General features: G+C 69.9%; 12 protein-coding genes. 2 read left to right on the plus strand and 10 right to left on the minus strand.

The annotated features are described in order from the left end of the window. Positions 1-152: 152 nt before the first annotated feature. The 3 genes from IE325_RS00520 to IE325_RS00530 form a co-directional block, all read right to left on the minus strand. Entirely contained in the window at positions 153-1,859 is a 1,707-nt protein-coding gene (locus IE325_RS00520; RefSeq protein ID WP_190067605.1) for a BCCT family transporter, read from the minus strand. Between the two features lie 89 nt (positions 1,860-1,948). Further along, a complete protein-coding gene (locus tag IE325_RS00525; protein WP_190067606.1) occupies positions 1,949-3,208 on the minus strand; it encodes a M14 family metallopeptidase in 1,260 nt (419 codons plus the stop codon). Beyond that, complete coding sequence (locus IE325_RS00530) at positions 3,205-5,154, minus strand: Xaa-Pro dipeptidyl-peptidase (protein WP_190067607.1); 1,950 nt, start codon at positions 5,152-5,154, stop codon at positions 3,205-3,207. The genes IE325_RS00525 and IE325_RS00530 overlap by 4 nt, the downstream gene beginning before the upstream one ends. 229 nt (positions 5,155-5,383) lie before the next feature. Between IE325_RS00530 and IE325_RS00535 the strand changes: the two genes are divergently transcribed. Next, positions 5,384-6,877: a M1 family metallopeptidase gene (locus tag IE325_RS00535; RefSeq protein WP_190067608.1), complete on the plus strand. Its 1,494-nt coding sequence runs from the start codon at positions 5,384-5,386 to the stop codon at positions 6,875-6,877. 25 nt (positions 6,878-6,902) lie between these two features. Here the strand turns inward: IE325_RS00535 and IE325_RS00540 are convergent, their stop codons facing one another. The 3 genes from IE325_RS00540 to IE325_RS00550 are packed head-to-tail and all read right to left on the minus strand — an operon-like array spanning position 6,903 to position 9,793. Then, positions 6,903-7,802: a PfkB family carbohydrate kinase gene (locus IE325_RS00540; RefSeq protein ID WP_190067609.1), complete on the minus strand. Its 900-nt coding sequence runs from the start codon at positions 7,800-7,802 to the stop codon at positions 6,903-6,905. Next, positions 7,799-8,287, minus strand: coding sequence for a macro domain-containing protein (locus IE325_RS00545; protein WP_190067610.1), 489 nt, complete (start codon positions 8,285-8,287; stop codon positions 7,799-7,801). Before IE325_RS00545 ends, IE325_RS00540 begins: the two co-directional genes overlap by 4 nt. A 39-nt stretch (positions 8,288-8,326) precedes the next feature. Further along, on the minus strand, positions 8,327-9,793 hold the full coding sequence (locus IE325_RS00550; RefSeq protein ID WP_190067611.1) for an amino acid permease: 1,467 nt from the start codon (positions 9,791-9,793) through the stop codon (positions 8,327-8,329). A gap of 219 nt (positions 9,794-10,012) precedes the next feature. On the opposite strand from IE325_RS00550, the gene IE325_RS00555 reads away from it, so the two are divergent. Further along, entirely contained in the window at positions 10,013-10,738 is a 726-nt protein-coding gene (locus IE325_RS00555) for a MerR family transcriptional regulator (RefSeq protein WP_190067612.1), read from the plus strand. Here IE325_RS00555 and IE325_RS45890 read toward each other — a convergent pair. The 4 genes from IE325_RS45890 to IE325_RS00575 all read right to left on the minus strand — a co-directional run bounded on the left by IE325_RS45890 (position 10,669) and on the right by IE325_RS00575 (position 16,244). Then, positions 10,669-10,989 (minus strand): helix-turn-helix domain-containing protein, encoded by a 321-nt coding sequence (locus IE325_RS45890; protein WP_308437621.1) that lies wholly within the window; start codon positions 10,987-10,989, stop codon positions 10,669-10,671. The genes IE325_RS00555 and IE325_RS45890 overlap by 70 nt on opposite strands. 91 nt (positions 10,990-11,080) lie before the next feature. Further along, a complete protein-coding gene (locus IE325_RS00565; protein WP_190067613.1) occupies positions 11,081-12,709 on the minus strand; it encodes a thiamine pyrophosphate-binding protein in 1,629 nt (542 codons plus the stop codon). A gap of 121 nt (positions 12,710-12,830) precedes the next feature. Further along, positions 12,831-13,865, minus strand: a complete 1,035-nt coding sequence (locus tag IE325_RS00570; protein WP_190067614.1) for a sensor histidine kinase — start codon at positions 13,863-13,865, stop codon at positions 12,831-12,833. 198 nt (positions 13,866-14,063) lie between these two features. Next, on the minus strand, positions 14,064-16,244 hold the full coding sequence (locus IE325_RS00575; protein ID WP_190067615.1) for a 3-hydroxyacyl-CoA dehydrogenase NAD-binding domain-containing protein: 2,181 nt from the start codon (positions 16,242-16,244) through the stop codon (positions 14,064-14,066). Between the last annotated feature and the right edge of the window lie 25 nt (positions 16,245-16,269).

Consider the following 16,269-nt stretch of genomic DNA (forward strand, 5'->3'; position numbering starts at 1 on the left):
CCCAGAGTGAGACCGATATGAGCGCGGCATGACATATTCCGCTACATCCCGGCATGGGGAACGAACAGGTGGGCAAGGCTGTCCAGACCGACAGGGGCGTGGGAGCACATGGGGGGCGGCCGGACTCGCCGACGCCCCCCGGTGCGCACCGGTCACGCGTGGTCGTGGCCCAGGGGGTCGCCCTCCGCTCCGGTGCCGGGACCGGGGCCGACCTTGATCTCGAAATCGCCGTCGTACTCCTTGTGACCGGTGATCACGGCGAGTTCGACGGCCTCGGTGCCCATCTCGCCGCGCACGATGACCGGGTCCCGGCGCAGATCGCGCATGAGGGCGAAGCACATGCCGATCATCACCAGGACGAAGGGCGCGGCGGCCAGGATCGTGAGGTTCTGCAGGCCGGTGAGCGCGTCCCCCTTGCCGCTGCCGATGAGCAGCATGATGGCGGCGACCGCTCCGGTCACCACACCCCAGAACACGACGACGAAGCGGCCGGGTTCGAGGGCGCCCTTCTGGGAGAGCGTGCCCATCACGATGGAGGCGGCGTCGGCTCCCGAGACGAAGAAGATGCCGACCAGGATCATCACCAGCAGGCTGGTGACGGTGGCGATGGGGTACTCCTGGAGGAGGGAGAAGAGTTGGCCCTCCGGGGTCGACTCGCCGCCGAGCCCGCCGCGCTCCTTCACCTTCATCGCCGTACCGCCGAAGATCGCGAACCAGACCAGGCTGACGGTGCTGGGGACGAGGATGACGCCGCCGACGAACTGCCGGATGGTGCGGCCGCGGCTGATGCGGGCGATGAACATGCCGACGAACGGCGTCCAGGAGATCCACCAGGCCCAGTAGAAGACGGTCCAGCTGCCGAGCCAGTCCGCGACGCCCTCGCCGCCGCTGGCCTCGGTGCGGCCGGCGAGCTGGGGCAGGTCACCGAGGTAGGCGAAGATCGAAGTGGGCAGCAGGTCGAGGACGATGATCGTGGGGCCCGCGATGAACACGAAGAGCGCGAGGATCAGGGCGAGCACCATATTGGTGTTGGACAGCCACTGGATGCCGCGCTCGATGCCGGAGACGGCCGAGGCGACGAACGCCAGGGTCAGTACGGCGATGATCGCGACGAGCAGTCCGGTGCTCACGTCGTCCATCCAGTCCAGCTCCTGGAAGCCGGAGCCGATCTGGAGCGCGCCGAGGCCGAGGGAGGCCGCGGAGCCGAAGACGGTGGCGATGATCGCGAGGATGTCGATCACCCGTCCCCCGGCGCCGTTCGCGTGCTTCTCGCCGATCAACGGGGTGAAGACCGCGCTGATGGTCTGGCGGCGGCGTTTGCGGAAGGTGCTGTAGGCGATCGCGAGGCCGACCACCGCGTAGATCGCCCAGGGGTGCAGTGTCCAGTGGAAGAGCGTGGTGGCCATCGCCGTTTCCATGCGCTCCCCGGAGCCCGCGGGGTCCGTGCCGGGCGGCGGGGTGGTGTAGTGGGCGAGCGGCTCGCTGACGCCGTAGAACATCAGGCCGATGCCCATACCGGCGCTGAACATCATCGCGACCCAGGAAACGGTCCTGAACTCGGGTTCCTCGCCCTCGGCGCCCAGGTGGATCCGGCCATAGCGGCTGATCGCGAGCCAGAGCGCGAAGAGCACGAAGCCCGAGGCGGCCAGGATGAAGGCCCAGCCGCCGTTGTGGATCAGGCCGTTGAGCATCTTCGTGGACACGCTCTCCAGCGAGTCCGTCCCTGCCCAGCCCCAGATCACGAAGGCCACGGTGATGGCCGCCGTGACCCCGAACACCACTTGGTCGGTGTGACGGCCGGAAGCCCCTTCAGGGGCTTCCGGGCCGCCGCCACCTTTCTTCTTCAGATCATCGGTCATCTGCGGCACCTTCCCCTGGGAGCGCTGGATACGCAGGTTTCCCCATCGTTTTCCAGGACGTACCACAAATCCCGTCGATCTCTACGGTTTCAGCAGCCGGTGTCGGGCTCCGCGGCCGTGAGGTGGTACGGGGCACGCTCGTCCAGGAGCAGCGGGACGAGGGCGCGCAGGGACTGGCGGAGCGGGACGTAGGTGCCGTGGCTGCGCACTCCGTGCAGGGCGAGTTCGTCCTTCACCTGTGCGTACTGGTCGTCGGTGAGCCGGTAGCCGCAGGGCGGGTCCTGGATCACCTCGGCCGGTTCGGCCGGGTCGTTGTCGGCGCCGCCGACGTAGACGGGGCCGGTGTCGGTGTAGCCGGTCAGACGGGCAAGGCCGGTCGCCGTCTCGACCTGGCCGCGTCGGGCGTCGGTGAAGTCGAACAGGCCGTCCAGCGCGGCGAGTTGGGAGTTGACCCGACGCCGGTTGTTCAGGGCCTCGTCGGCCTGCTCCGCCTCGGTGAGCGGATCGACGCGGCTCTCGATGAGCAGGCCCACGGAGTGCTTGACGCCGGACATGTTCCGCAGGATGCGTTCCTGGCCGTCACCGGCGACCTGCTTGATCGGCTCGCCCGTCTCGGGGTCGGTCCAGATGCCGTAGGTGCCGGTCGAGTGGCCGGCGTCCGCCGCGGCCGGGCGTACGTAGGACTCGGACAGGGTCTGTGCCGCGTCATGGACGGCGTCGTCCGTGTTGAGGTTGCGCGGCCACAGGTCGAACAGGTCCTTGTCGTAGTACGGGGGTGTGGCGCCGTACTCGTGCAGGTCGTAGATGACGTCGGGGCGCTGGTCGCGGATGACGGCGGCCATGGCGCGGCCCTCGGCGGTCTGGAGTGCGAGGTGGTCGCGGTTGATGTCGACGCCGTCGCTGTTGCCCCGGGTGTTCGCGGCCCGGCCGTCGGGGTTGGCGGTGGGCACGACCAGCAGGGTGGTGCGCTCCAGGAAGCGCCGGGTCTGCCGGTCCTTGGCGTAGGCCAGATCGCGGATGGTGGAGAGACAGGCATCGCGGCCGGAGGGTTCGTCGCCGTGCTGGCTGCAGATGAGCAGCACCTTGTTCTGCGCGGGGCGTTCACCGATCCGTACGAGCTGGACCGGTCGGTCCTGCTTGGTCGTCCCGATCCGGGCCACGGAGACCCGGTCGCTCGCCCTGTCGACGGCGGCGAGGAGTCGCTGCTCCTCGGGCTGACTGGTCCAGCGGGCGCCGCCCGACTCCTCGAAGCCGGTGCGGGGCGGGGTCTCGGCGGCCTGGGCGGGCACGGCCACCAGAGAGGCGGCGAGGGCCGCCACGGTCAGGGTGAGGGTTCGGATGCGGGTCACCGGCCTGCCTCCGGGATGCGGTGGGCGGGGCGTGGGGCGATCGTCACGCCGTCGAGGCGCTTTGCCTCGGGGGTGGCTGACGGTGCGTCGGCGAAGGCGGGGGCGCCGCCCACCAGCGGGACGCGGGCCTTCGTGCGGGACAGGTCGAGGGTGATCGCCGGTTTGGTGGACGGCGGGTCGATCAGGTCCTTGTCCGTGCCCGCGATGATCAGGGCGAGGCGGTGGCCGGCTGGGACGACGTGGTCGGTGGCCGCGAGGTCGAGGGTGATCGTGTACGGCTTGCCCGGCGTGAGGGGTTCGCCCTTGTGGTCCGAGGCGTGATTGCCGAGGTCGGCCCAACCGCGGCTGACGACCGTGTGGTCGACGTCGGCCGTCTTGGCCGCCGTCTTCTTGTAGCAGGCGCTGTCACCGGTGGTGCTCGCGCCCCAGCAGGTGCGGTCGGTCAGCGTGGTGATGCCTTCGCCGCCGTCCGTGTAGTCGCGGATGGTGTCGGGGCCGAGGTCGACCAGGACGGCGGAGAGATGGGCCGTCGTGGTGCTGGGCGTGGCGGTGACGGTGACCTCGGAGGAGCCGGACAGACGTAGGTCGCGGGTGAGCGGCCCGGTCGTGAAGCCCGCCTTGTCGGGGGTCGGTTGGTCGATGTGCGCGGCCCAGTCGGTCTCGCTGTGCTGCGGGTCGTCGGTGAAGGACTCGGTGCCCGTGCCCTGGGTCAGGCCGAGGGTGCCGACGCCCGCCTGGGTGCCCTTGGCGGGGCGCAGGGTGGTGGTGTGCGTGCCGCTCGGCGGCCAGACCTTGGAGGTGACCCACTGGTCGGGGTGGCGCTCGATGTCGGCTATCGGCTCGCGGTCGATGCCGTTGTCGTAGCCGAGGAGTTCGTGGTCGAACCAGCGGTGCAGGGTCTTCACCCAGTCCGCGCGGCGGAAGTCGAAGGGGTCGACATGGCCGGTCTGGGAGAGCCAGATCTTGCGCTCGACGCCGTTCTTCGCGAGGGCGTCCCACCACTGGCCGAGGTGCTTCATACGGACGTTGAGGTCCTGCATGCCGTGGATCGCGAAGACGCTCGCCTTCACCTTGCGCGCGTCCTTCACGTAGTCGCGCTCGGTCCACAACGGCGTCCAGTCTCCGGTGCGCGGCGCCCCGTCGACGAGCATCTGCTGGACGGCACCGCACTTGGCACGGGCGTCGGGGCTGTCGACGTAGTCGGAGAGCCAGTCGGGTCCTGAGTCGTACAGCGGGGCGCCCTGCTGGAAGTAGTAGTCGTACCAGGAGGAGATGGCGCTGATCGGCACGATGGTCTTCAGGCCCTCGACGCCGGTCGCGGCGACTCCGTTGGCGATGGTGCCGTCCCAGCTCTTGCCGATCATCCCCGTGCGGCCGTTGGTCCAGGTCGCCTTGGCCTTGGTGGTGCCGGTGCGTGTCGTGTACGCCTTGGCGCGGCCGTTCAGCCAGTCGACGACGGCCTTCGCGGAGAGGACGTCGGAGCGGCCGCCGACGTCGACGCAGCCGTCGGAGCGGTTGGTTCCGGCGAGGTCGACGCCGACGACGGCGTAGCCGCGGGGCACGAAGTAGTTGTCGTAGAACAGCGGCATCTGGACGACGTTGCCGTCGGCGTCGTACGTCTTCTTCTGGCTCTCGTTGCCGCGCCCGCAGCAGGAGTAGTACGGGCTGGCGTCCATGATGACGGGGACCTTGCGGCCCTGTGCGGCGGCTTCCCGGGGCCGGACGATGTCGACGGCGACACGGTCGTGTTTGCCGTCCCGGTCGAGGTCGAGTCCGGTGTCGACCCATACGGCCTCGCGGATGGCGTTGGCGTAGGAGTGGACGGGCTTGCTCTCGCGCGGCGGGCCGGCGTGGGCCGTGGCCGGTGCCAGGAACGTGGCCAGCAGGGCGGCCACGGCCGCTGCCGCGAGCGGTCTCCAGATCGTGAAGCGCGTGCGTTTCGGCATGCGCGGACGGTACATCGGTCAACTCCCGTGCAGAAGAGGGCGGCTGACGGCGTATGACGTCCCAAGTGACCTCAAGTGGCCGATAAACACCCGTGTGGCGCATCCGCCCATGTCGGCCGAATGGCGATCGTGTGACAGCGGTGATCATGGACACGCAGGGGACACAGGTACTGAATAGGCTCCGGACAGACTTCGGCCCCAACGAACACGACTACGACTTGGAGCTTTCGTGCACCGCAGAATCATGGCGCCGGGCGCACTCGCAGCCGCCTCTCTGATGCTGGCGATCCCGGCCTCGGCGGCGAGTCACTCCCCCGGCGCTCCGGGCATCGGCGACCCCTACTACCCGGCTTACGGCAACGGCGGCTACGACGTCTCCCACTACGACCTCCGGCTGAAGTACCAGCCGGCCACGGACGAGCTGGAGGGCACGGCGACCCTGCTGGCGAAGACCACGCAGGACCTGTCCCGCTTCAATCTGGACTTCCTGCTGGACGTCAGCGAGGTTCGGATCAATGGCGCGAAGGCGTCGTTCGCGACCTCCGGCGAGCACGAGCTGGAGATCACGCCGAAGAAGCCGCTGGCCAAGGACACGCCCCTCACCGTCGTCGTCCGCTACCGGGGCGTGCCGTCGACGAAGGAGGCGTACGGCTTCAACGCGTGGCTGCGCACCCCGGACGGCGGGGTCGCCGCGGGTGAGCCCGAGGGGGCCTGGTGGTGGTTCCCGAGCAATGACCACCCGTCGGACAAGGCGACCTACGACGTGTCGGTGCAGGTGCCGGACGGTACGCAGTTCGTCTCCAACGGCACGCTCCAGTCGACGAGTTCCCGGGCCGGCTGGACCCGCTACAGCTGGCGCTCCAACAAGCCGCAGGCCACTTATCTGGCCACCTTCGCGGCGGGGAAGTTCGACGTCACCACGGGGACCTCCGAGAGTGGCATTCCGGTCATCAACGCGTACAGCAAGGACCTCGGGGACGTTGCCGGTGCGGCGCGGGCGAGCATCGAGCGGAGCGGGGAGATCACCGACTGGCTGAGCGAATACTTCGGGCCGTATCCGTACAGCACGGTCGGTGGGTATGTGCCGAACACGACCACCGGGTACGCGCTGGAGACCCAGACCCGGCCGTACTACAGCCCGTCGAACTTCGCGAACGGCTCGAACACCTCCGTCGTCGTGCACGAACTGGCCCATCAGTGGTGGGGCGACCTCGTGTCCGTCAAGGGCTGGAAGGACATCTGGATCAACGAGGGCTTCGCCCGGTACGCGCAGTGGCTGTGGTCGGAGCACGAGGGTGAGGGGACGGCGCAGGAGATCGCCGACTATGTGTATGCCTCTCGGGCGGCCGACGACGCGTTCTGGAAGGTGCGGCCCGGTGATCCTGGGCCGGAGAACCAGTTCCATATCGCGGTGTACGACCGGGGGGCGTTGGCTCTTCAGGCGTTGCGGAACGAGATCGGGGACGACGCGTTCTTCACGATTTTGAAGGGGTGGCCTGCGAAGTACGCCTACGGCAACGCTTCGGTGGGGGACTTTGTGCGGTATGCCGAGGGGGTGTCGGGTAAGCCGTTGGCGGGGTTGTTCGATACGTGGTTGTTCCAGGCGTCGAAGCCGGGGGCGCCTGCGGCGCGCAGTGCGTCCATCGCCAAGTCGGCTGAGGTGCCTGTGCAGCCTAAGTCGTGGAAGAAGATTGCCGCGACCAATGAGGTGCACGGGCATTAAGGCGCCAACGACAGCCCCGCGCCCCTTAGGGGGTGGCAGCTAGCCGGAGTAGGTCGTCCAGGCCTATTGCGGTTGTCTCTGTCGACGGGATCGTGCAGGCGTGAGCCCCCGCGATCGTGCCGTACAAAGCGCTGCGCCTAGGCGTCTCACGGTTCAGCCAGGCATAGAGGAACGCTGCGGCGAAGGCGTCGCCCGCGCCGTTGGAGTCAACCACCGGTGCGGGTGGCGGCGTGGCGGGTACGTGGGTCAGCTCGTCGTCGGCGAGCAGGTACGCGCCCTTCGCGCCCGCCGTGGCCACGACCACCTCGGCCCGGCCCCGGTCGGCGATGCGGCGCATCGTTCGCTCGGGGTCGGCGAGGGCGGCGGCGGAGAGGAACACCACGTCCGCCGCGTACGCGAACTCCTCGTGGTACGCGTTCTCGCCGTCCCAGTCGTGCAGGTCGGTGGAGAGCGTCGCGCCCGACTCGCGGAGCAGGGGCAGGGAGTGGGCGCCGGGTTGGGTGATGGTGACGTGGACGTGGCGGCTCGACCCTGACAGGGCACGCACCGTGTCCGACGGGAAGCGGTCGTCGTGGCCGCGGCTGGTGTCGTACAGCGACAGTCGTCTGCCGTCGGGGCCGACCAGGTTCACCGCACGCTTCGTCCCCGCCGGTTGCGGGATCGCGGTGAGTTCGATGCCCTTCTCCCGGTGCAGGGTGCGGACCAGGTCGCCCTCGGGGTCGTCGCCCAGCATGTCGAGGTGGTGGACCCTCAGACCGAGGGCGACGAGGCCCAGGGCCACGAAGTCGCCGGTCTGCCCGGCCCTCGTACGGATCCCGGTGTCGATCATGTAGCTGTCGGCGTACGGCAGCGGCAGTTCCGGCACGTACACGATGGTGTCGACGCCCGCACCGCCCAGCACGAGCACATCGATGTCGCGGCTCAACTCACGCCCTCCCCATGGTCGTAGACCGTGACGGCGAGGCCCCGCCGCACGAGTCGCTCGTTGATCAACGGCTCGACGCGGGACCATTTGCCACCGGCCAGACCGCACCCTATCCGGGGCATGTGCACCGACGCGCCCAGGTCGACCGCCTTCTCGCCCACCCGCTCCAGCGCCGCGTCGATCGCCTCGTAGCGCACCGGAACGCCCTTGCTGCCCGTGCGGGTGCCGCGCTGTCCGACCATGTTGGCCACCCAGACGTAGGGCTCGACCTGGACGAACTGGACCGCGCCCAGCCCGAAGTCGTTCGAGGCGCGGGCGCGGTGCCATGCCCGGTAGGACTTCTCCGGCTCGGGCCAGCGGCGCGACACCGCCAGCACGAACCCCTTCCCCCATCCCCCGATGTCATTGCAGACATGGGCGATCACCTTGACGCCCTTCACCGACGGAACGGTGGCGTCACCCCGGATGTAAGTGATCTCCGACATGACGCCACCGTAGGCGCTGCCACTGACAGTGGCCCGTGATTACTTCGTGAGCTCGGCCAGCTCCTGGTCCTCCGCCTTGGCGGCCCGGCGTCGGATCGCGTACCAGCCGCCGACCAGCATCAGGGCGATGACGGGGATCAGCATGAGGGTCTTGCGGCCGACCTCCGGGTCGTTCCACATCATCGCCAGGCAGGCCAGCAAGAAGACGACCGTGGCGATCTCCGTGACCGGGCTGCCCGGGAGGCGGAAGGACGGGCGCTCCACCAGGCCTTCCTTGGCGCGGCGGACGAAGATCAGGTGGCAGATCATGATGATCACCCAGGTCGAGATGATGCCGAGCGAGGCGACGTTGAGCACGATCTCGAAGGCCTGGGCCGGCATGAGGTAGTTCAGGCCGACGCCGAGCACACAGACCGCGCAGGTGAGCAGGATGCCGCCGTAGGGGACCTGGCTGCGGTTCATGCGGGCCGTGAACTTCGGGGCCGAGCCCGCCATCGCCATCGAGCGGAGGATGCGGCCGGTGGAGTACAGGCCGGAGTTCAGCGAGGACATCGCCGCCGTGAGGACCACCAGGTTCATCACATCGCCCGCCGCCGGGACGCCGATCTTCGACAGGACCGTGACGAAGGGGCTTTCGTCGGCCGAGTAGACGGAGCCCGGGAGCAGGAGCGCCAGGAGGACGACCGAGCCCACGTAGAACAGGCCCACGCGCCACATGATCGAGTTCACCGCGCGGGGGACGACCTTCTCCGGCTCCGCGGTCTCACCCGCGGCGACACCGACCAGCTCAAGGGCGGCGTACGCGAAGATCACGCCCTGCATGACCAGGACGACCGGCATCATGCCGTGCGGGAAGACGCCGCCGTTGTCGGTGATCACGCTGACGCCGGGCGTCGTGCCGCCCACCTCGTGCTGTGTGGCCAGCAGGAAGATGCCGACGAACATGAAGGCCACCAGTGTGGCGACCTTGATGATCGCGAACCAGAACTCCATCTCGCCGAAGATCTTCACCGAGATCAGGTTCACGGCAAGGACGACGGCCAGCGCTATCAACGCCAGCGTCCACTGCGGGATGTCCGTGAACATGCTCCAGTAGTGCGTGTACAGCGCGATCGCCGTGATGTCGGCGATACCGGTCGTCGACCAGTTCAGGAAGTACATCCAGCCCGCGACATAGGCGCCCTTCTCGCCGAGGAACTCGCGCGCGTACGACACGAACGAACCGGACGACGGGCGGTAGAGGACCAGCTCGCCGAGGGCGCGGACGACGAAGAAGGCGAAGATGCCGCAGACCAGGTAGGCGATCGCGAGCGCGGGGCCCGCGTTGTGGAGGCGGCCGCCGGCGCCGAGGAAGAGGCCGGTGCCGATGGCTCCGCCGATGGCGATCATGTTGACGTGGCGGGCCTTGAGGTCCTTGCTGTAACCGGCGTCGCCCGCGTCCGCGGGCACCTGGGCCGCGTCGGTGCGGGATGCGGCCACTGCCGTGTTCACGGCGTCCTTGCTCACGGGGGTACCACTCTCTGGTGCGCCCGAGCGGATCGCGCTCGGGTGTCCGGACGTACGTATGGCCTGCGCCCTGCGTAAAGGCACAGACCAAGGGGCCACCTTCCCCCACGGAACAAGGCTCACGCGGTGGCGTATGTCACAGAGCGTTACTTCTCACACGGGCGTCCCATCTGCCCCGGCGGGTGTCACAGCGATGGTGAGACAGCGATACTGCTGCACATGACGAGCGCCACCGAGGAACCGACCCAGCCCACTCTCACGATCGACGAGCTGGCCGCGCGCGCCGGGACAACGGTCCGCACGGTGCGGTTCTACGGCACCAAGGGGCTGCTGCCGCCTCCGGTGATCGGTCCGCGCAGGGTCGGGCACTACGGGCGTGAGCATCTGGCCCGGCTCGCGCTCATCGAGGAGCTTCAGCAGCAGGGCATGACGCTGGCGGCCATCGAGCGGTATCTGCACCAGCTGCCGGCCGACCTGGACGCCCATGACCTCGCCATTCACCGGGCCGTCGTGGCGTCCTGGGCGCCGGACGCGGTGGAGTCGGTGACGCGGGCCGAGCTGGTGCGGCGGGCGGGGCGGGAGCTCGGCGACGACGAGGTGGAGCGGCTGGTCGCGATGGGGGTCGTCGAGGAGACCGAGGGCGGGTACCGCGTCGACCTCGGGCTGCTGCGGCTCGGGGTCGGGCTGCTGGACGTACCGCTGTCGCAGGAGGCGATCCTCGCCGCGCGCAACGTCCTCATCGAGCACTCGCGCGCCGCCGCGCACGAACTGTCACAGCTCTTCCGCGGCGAGGTGTCCGAACGCGCCGCGCAGGACGTGAAGTCACTCTCCGCCTATATGCAACCCGTCATCGTGCAGGCCCTGTTGACGACCTTTCAGCGGTCGCTCAGAGCGGAGCTCCGTGACTGGCTGAGCGGCATCTCAGAGGAAGGCGGCTCCGCCTGACACGTTGAGCGTCTTCGCCCACGAGATGGTGCTCGGCGCCGAGAGCGCCGCAGAGCACGCGGGCGCCAAGGACGGCATCGTCCTGGAGAACCTCGACCCGCCGATCTTCGCCCATCGGGATTGCGTTCGACCAAGCCGAGACGGACCAGTTCGGCGGTCAAGCGGTGTGCCGTGGGTTTGGGCAGGCCGGTGCGCAGGGCGAGTTCGGCGAGGGTGAGGGCGGTGTCGGAGTCGCCGCAGGCGCGCAGCAGGGCCGCGCCGCGTGCGGGCGACCGTCCGTCATGGACCGATGGTGGGGGTTGGGTGGGGCGGTGACAAGGTGTGGGTGCCTGTGAGTCGGCGTCACTGGCGGAGGGGGACGTCCACCAGAAGCGGTCGCTTCAACTTGCCTGCCCCGGCTACCAGTTCGCGCAGCGCCGTCGCGCTTTCCGCCCGCACCGCGTCGACGCCGAAGAAGGCTGCCGCCTGCGTGAAATCCAGTTGCCCCAGGTCGGTTCCGGGGCAGACGCCCTTGCCGCCCATCGCCTCGTACGTCTCCTGGACGGTGCGATAGGCGCCGTTGCTCATGACCAGGAAGAGGACGGGGGTGCTTTGCCGTGCCGCGGTCCACAGGCCTTGCAGGCCGAACATCGTCGAACCGTCGCCCAGTACGGCGACCACGGGGCGGCCCGGTTCCGCCAGCGCGCGGCCTACGGCGGCCCCGATGCCCCAGCCGAGGCCGCCGCCGACGGTGTGGGTGTAGCTGCCGGGGCGTTCCAGGCGTACGAGGCGGCGTAACAACAGGCCGACCGTGATGGCCTCTTCCACGACCACGGCATCGTGCGGCAGCCCGGCGGCCACGGCGTGTGCGGCGGCCCAGGGCGCGAGCGGGGCCCGCGAGTAGGCGGCGCGGGCGGCCGACTCCGCGCGGTCGCGGTCGGCGGAGTGCCGCTCGCCCGCCCGCAGGACGCGGGCCTTGGCGGTGTGGTCGGGGACGCGGTCGCGGAGTAGGTCGGCGAGGCGGTGCAGGGAAGGGGCGAGGGCGCCGACCAGTCCGGCGTCGGCGGGGAAGTTGCGGCCGATCTCGTCCGGGTCGGAGTCGAGTTGTACGACGGTGAGGCCGGGCGGCAGCGCGGGCCCGGGGGTGTAGTGGTGCGGGGTGAAGGCGTGCGCGCCGACGATCAGTACGGCGTCGTGGGCGGCGAGCGCGGCGCGGATGGCGTCGTGGCGGGGTGGCAGCATCCCGGCATACAGGGGGTGTGTGGTCGGGAAGTTCAGGCAGTCTGCCATCGGTTGGTGGTACACCGTCGCGCCGCAGGCCTCGGCCGTGTGCACTAGCGCGCCTAGCGCTTCCTCGCGGCCCACGCCGTCGCCCGCGACGATCGCGGGGCGGGCGGCGTCGCCGAGGAGGAGGGCGGCGCGTTCGAGGCCCGGGGCCGGGCCCGGTTCGGGGGTGGAGGTGCGGGCGGGGATCTCGACCTCGGTGTCGTCCGTGAGGATGTCCGTGGGGATCGACAGGAACACCGGCCCCGCTGGGGGCCGCACGGCGAGTGCGAAGGCGCGGCGCAGGGCCAGCGGGAGGTCGCGGGCGTGCTGGATGTCGTACGTCGCCTTCACCGCGGGTGCGGCCAGGGCGGTGAGGTCGCCCGAGAGCATCGGGTCCTGCTGGAGGTGCCGGCGGTCCTGCTGGCCGGCCGTCACCACGAGCGGGGTGCGGGAGCGGCGGGCGTTGAGCAGGCCGATCAGCCCGTTGGCGAGGCCGGCGGCGATGTGCAGGCTGACGAAGGCGGGGCGGCCGGTGCCGCGCGCGTATCCGTCGGCCATGGCGACGACTGAGCCCTCGTGGACGCCGAGGACGTACTCGGGGGCGTCGTCGGCCTCCGACAGCGCGGCCAGGAAGGGGAGTTCGGTGGTGCCGGGGTTGCCGAAGACGCGGTCCACGCCCTCGCCGCGCAGGATGTCCAGCAGGGCAAGGGCGGGGCGGGTTCCCATGGGGGCTCCTGAAGGGGGGTGGGGCGGAGACCGGTTCACTGGCCAGCGTCGGGGCCCATGTCCCGTACGGGCAAGGGGGCGTGTCGCTGAGCGGTACGGACGGCAGTGGACGCACGGCTACTCATGGGTTCACGGTCAACGGACCGTTGTCCGGGTGCGGTGTGCCGTTCTCCGGGGTGGTGAGGGGCAGGTCGGCGGTGACGGTGGCGCCTTCGAGGGTCGCGTCGATCGCGAGCGTGCCGCCGATCTGCTCGACGGGTTCGTGCATGGACCGGATGCCCACGCCGGGCGTCCATGGTTCGGCGCAGCGGCCGGTGTGCGCGACGGTCACGCACAGGGAGTCGGCGTTCACCAGCTCCAGCGTGAGCGCGGCGGTGGCACAGTCGGAATGCCGGGCGATGTTGGTCACCGACTCCACGGCCACACGGTGGGCGGCGACCTCGACGGCCGCGGGGAGCGGGGGCAGCCGGTCCGGGGCGGTGATCGTGACGTCCAGCGGCCGGCCGTCGGCGCAGCGCAGATGGGCGACGCGCTGGCGGACCGCGTCGACGAGGCCGAGCTCGTCGAGGGCGCTGGGGCGCAGGCCGTACACGATGCGGCGGATCTCGCCGATCGCGTCACCGACGTCGGCGCGCAGCCCGTGCAGTGTCTCCACGGCGCGGTGCGGGTCGGGGGCGATGAGGTTGACGGCCGCGTCCGCGTTGTAGGCGATGCCGGTCAGCGTCGGGCCGAGCCCGTCGTGCAGGTCGCGGCGCATCCGGCGGCGCTCCTCCTCCAGTACGGTCACCACCCGGCTGCGGGAGAGGCGCAGTTGCTCGGTCAGCCGTGCGGCGTGCAGTGCCTGGGCGAGCGGTGCCGCCACCAGCTCGACCACCGCCGCCGCGGCCCGGGGCAGCCGCAGATGCCCGGGCGGGAGGCACACCACGAGATCACCCACCTTCTCGCCGCCGGCCCGCAACGCGGTGAGCGTGGTGTGGCCGTCGTCCACGGTGCCCGCCGTGGCGATGGTGGTGCCGTCCTGGCGCAGGGCGATTCCGGGCACCCCGAGGGTGGGGCGCAGGGTGTGCAGCCACAGCGGCGGCGGGGCGCCAGCCGTCAGGTCCGTGCCGAGCCGGGTCAGCGTCTCGACCGGGTCGGCCGACCTGCCGAACAGCATCTCGTCCAGGCCGGCCTCGACCCGCTGGGCTGAATTTCCGCGACGGTCGGCGGGTGAGGCTTTTTCAGCCCGTCCGGCGTTTGAGGACGAGGCCCCTTCAGGGCCGAAGCGGGGGCCCGGGGGCGGCAGCCCCCGGGGACGGGAATGGGTAGGCGCGGCGGGGGCGAGAAACCCGATCACCCCCGCCCCCACCCCCCGTCACACATCCGAAAACCCCTCCCCCACCCCCGCCTTCTCCACCAGCAACGCAGGCGGAGCAAACCGCTCCCCATACGCCGCCGCCAATTCCCGCGCCCGCGCCACGAACCCGTCGACACCGCCCTCATAACCGTTGATGTACTGGAGCACACCCCCCGTCCACCCCGGGAACCCAATCCCGAAGATGGACCCGATATTCGCGTCCGCGACAGACGTAAGGACGCCCTCCTCCAACAGCCGCACCGTGTCCAGCGCCTCGGAGAACAACATCCGTTCCTGCATGTCCCGGAAGGGAATCTCCGCGCCGCCCTCACGAGCGAAGTGCTCACGCAGCCCCGGCCACAACCCACCCCGCTTGCCGGACTCGTCGTAGTCGTAGAACCCCGCCCCACCACTACGCCCCGGCCGGTCGAATTCCTCGACCATGCGGTCGATGACGGCCTCGGCGGGATGGGAGACCCACGTGCCGCCCGCTTCCTCCACCGCCCGCTTGGACTCGTTCCGGATCTTGCGTGGCAGCGTGAGCGTCAGCTCATCCATCAGGGACAGCACCTTCGCGGGGTACCCCGCCTGCGCCGCCGCCTGTTCGACCGACGCGGGCTCGATGCCCTCGCCGACCATCGCGACGCCCTCGTTGATGAAGTGCCCGATGACACGAGACGTGAAGAAGCCGCGCGAGTCGTTCACGACGATCGGCGTCTTGTTGATCTGGCGGACCAGGTCGAAGGCCCGGGCCAGCGCCTCCTCCCCCGTCTGCTCGCCCTTGATGATCTCGACCAGCGGCATCTTGTCGACCGGGGAGAAGAAGTGCAGCCCGATGAAGTCGGCCTGGCGCTCCACGCCTTCGGCGAGCACCGTGATCGGCAGCGTCGACGTGTTGGAGCACAGCAGGGCGTCCGGCGCGACGATCCCCTCGATCTCCTGGAAGACCTTGTGCTTGAGCTCGGGGTTCTCGAAGACGGCCTCGATGACGGCGTCGCAGCCCGCGACATCGGCGGGGTCGCCGGTCGGCGTGATGCGGGCGAGGAGCGCGTCGGCCTTCTCCTGAGTCGTACGGCCCCGGGACACCGCCTTGGCGCAGAGCCGCTCCGAGTACGCCTTGCCCTTCGCCGCCGCCTCCGCAGACACGTCCTTCAGTACGACCTCGATGCCCGCGCGGGCGCAGGAGTAGGCGATGCCGGCGCCCATCATCCCGGCGCCGAGGACGGCGACCTTGCGGACCTTGCGCTGCTCGATGCCCTTCGGGCGGTTCGCGCCGGAGTTGACCGCCTGGAGGTCGAAGAAGAACGCCTGGATCATGTTCTTCGACGTCTGGCCCGCCGCCAGCTCCACGAAGTAGCGCGCCTCGATCACCTGGGCCGTCTCGAAGTCGACCTGGGAGCCCTCGACCGCCGCCGCGAGGATGTTGCGCGGGGCGGGGTAGGGCGCGCCGTTCGTCTGCTTGCGCAGGTTGGCCGGGAAGGCGGGCAGGTTCGCCGCGAACTTGGGGTTGGCGGGCGTACCGCCGGGGATGCGGTAGCCCGGCTTGTCCCAGGGCTGCTGCGACTCGGGGTGGGTCTCGATGAACGCGCGGGCCTTGGCCAGCAGTTCGTCCTGGGTGGCGGCCACGTCGTCGACCAGGCCGTTTTCGAGGGCGCGCTGCGGGTTGTATTGCGTGCCCTGGAGCAACACCTTCAGCAGCGCGTCGGCGATGCCGAGAAGACGCACCGTGCGGACGACGCCGCCTCCGCCCGGCAGCAGGCCGAGCGTCACCTCGGGGCAGCCGATCTTCGAGCCCGGCGCGTCCAACGCGATGCGGTGGTGGCAGGCGAGGGCGATCTCGTAACCGCCGCCGAGGGCCGCGCCGTTCAGCGCGGCGACGACCGGCTTGCCCAGGGTCTCGATACGGCGCAGGTTGCGCTTGATGGCCATGCCGCCGTCGAACAGGTCCTGGGCGGTCTCGGGGGTGACCCGGATCAGGTCGCGCAGGTCGCCGCCCGCGAAGAAGGTCTTCTTGGCGGAGGTGATGATGACACCTCGAATGGTGTCCTTCTCCGCCTCCAGGCGGTCGACGATCACCGCCAGGGAGTCGCGGAACGCCTGGTTCATGGTGTTCGCGGACTGGTTGGGGTCGTCCAGGACGAGGGTGACAACGCCCTCGCGGTCCTGCTCCCAGCGGATGGTGGTGGATTCAGTGCTCATGAGGAAGTGCTCCGTGTGATCCGTC

Origin of the sequence: Streptomyces lanatus, assembly GCF_014655715.1 — a bacterium.
GTDB classification, from domain to species: Bacteria; Actinomycetota; Actinomycetes; order Streptomycetales; family Streptomycetaceae; genus Streptomyces; species Streptomyces lanatus.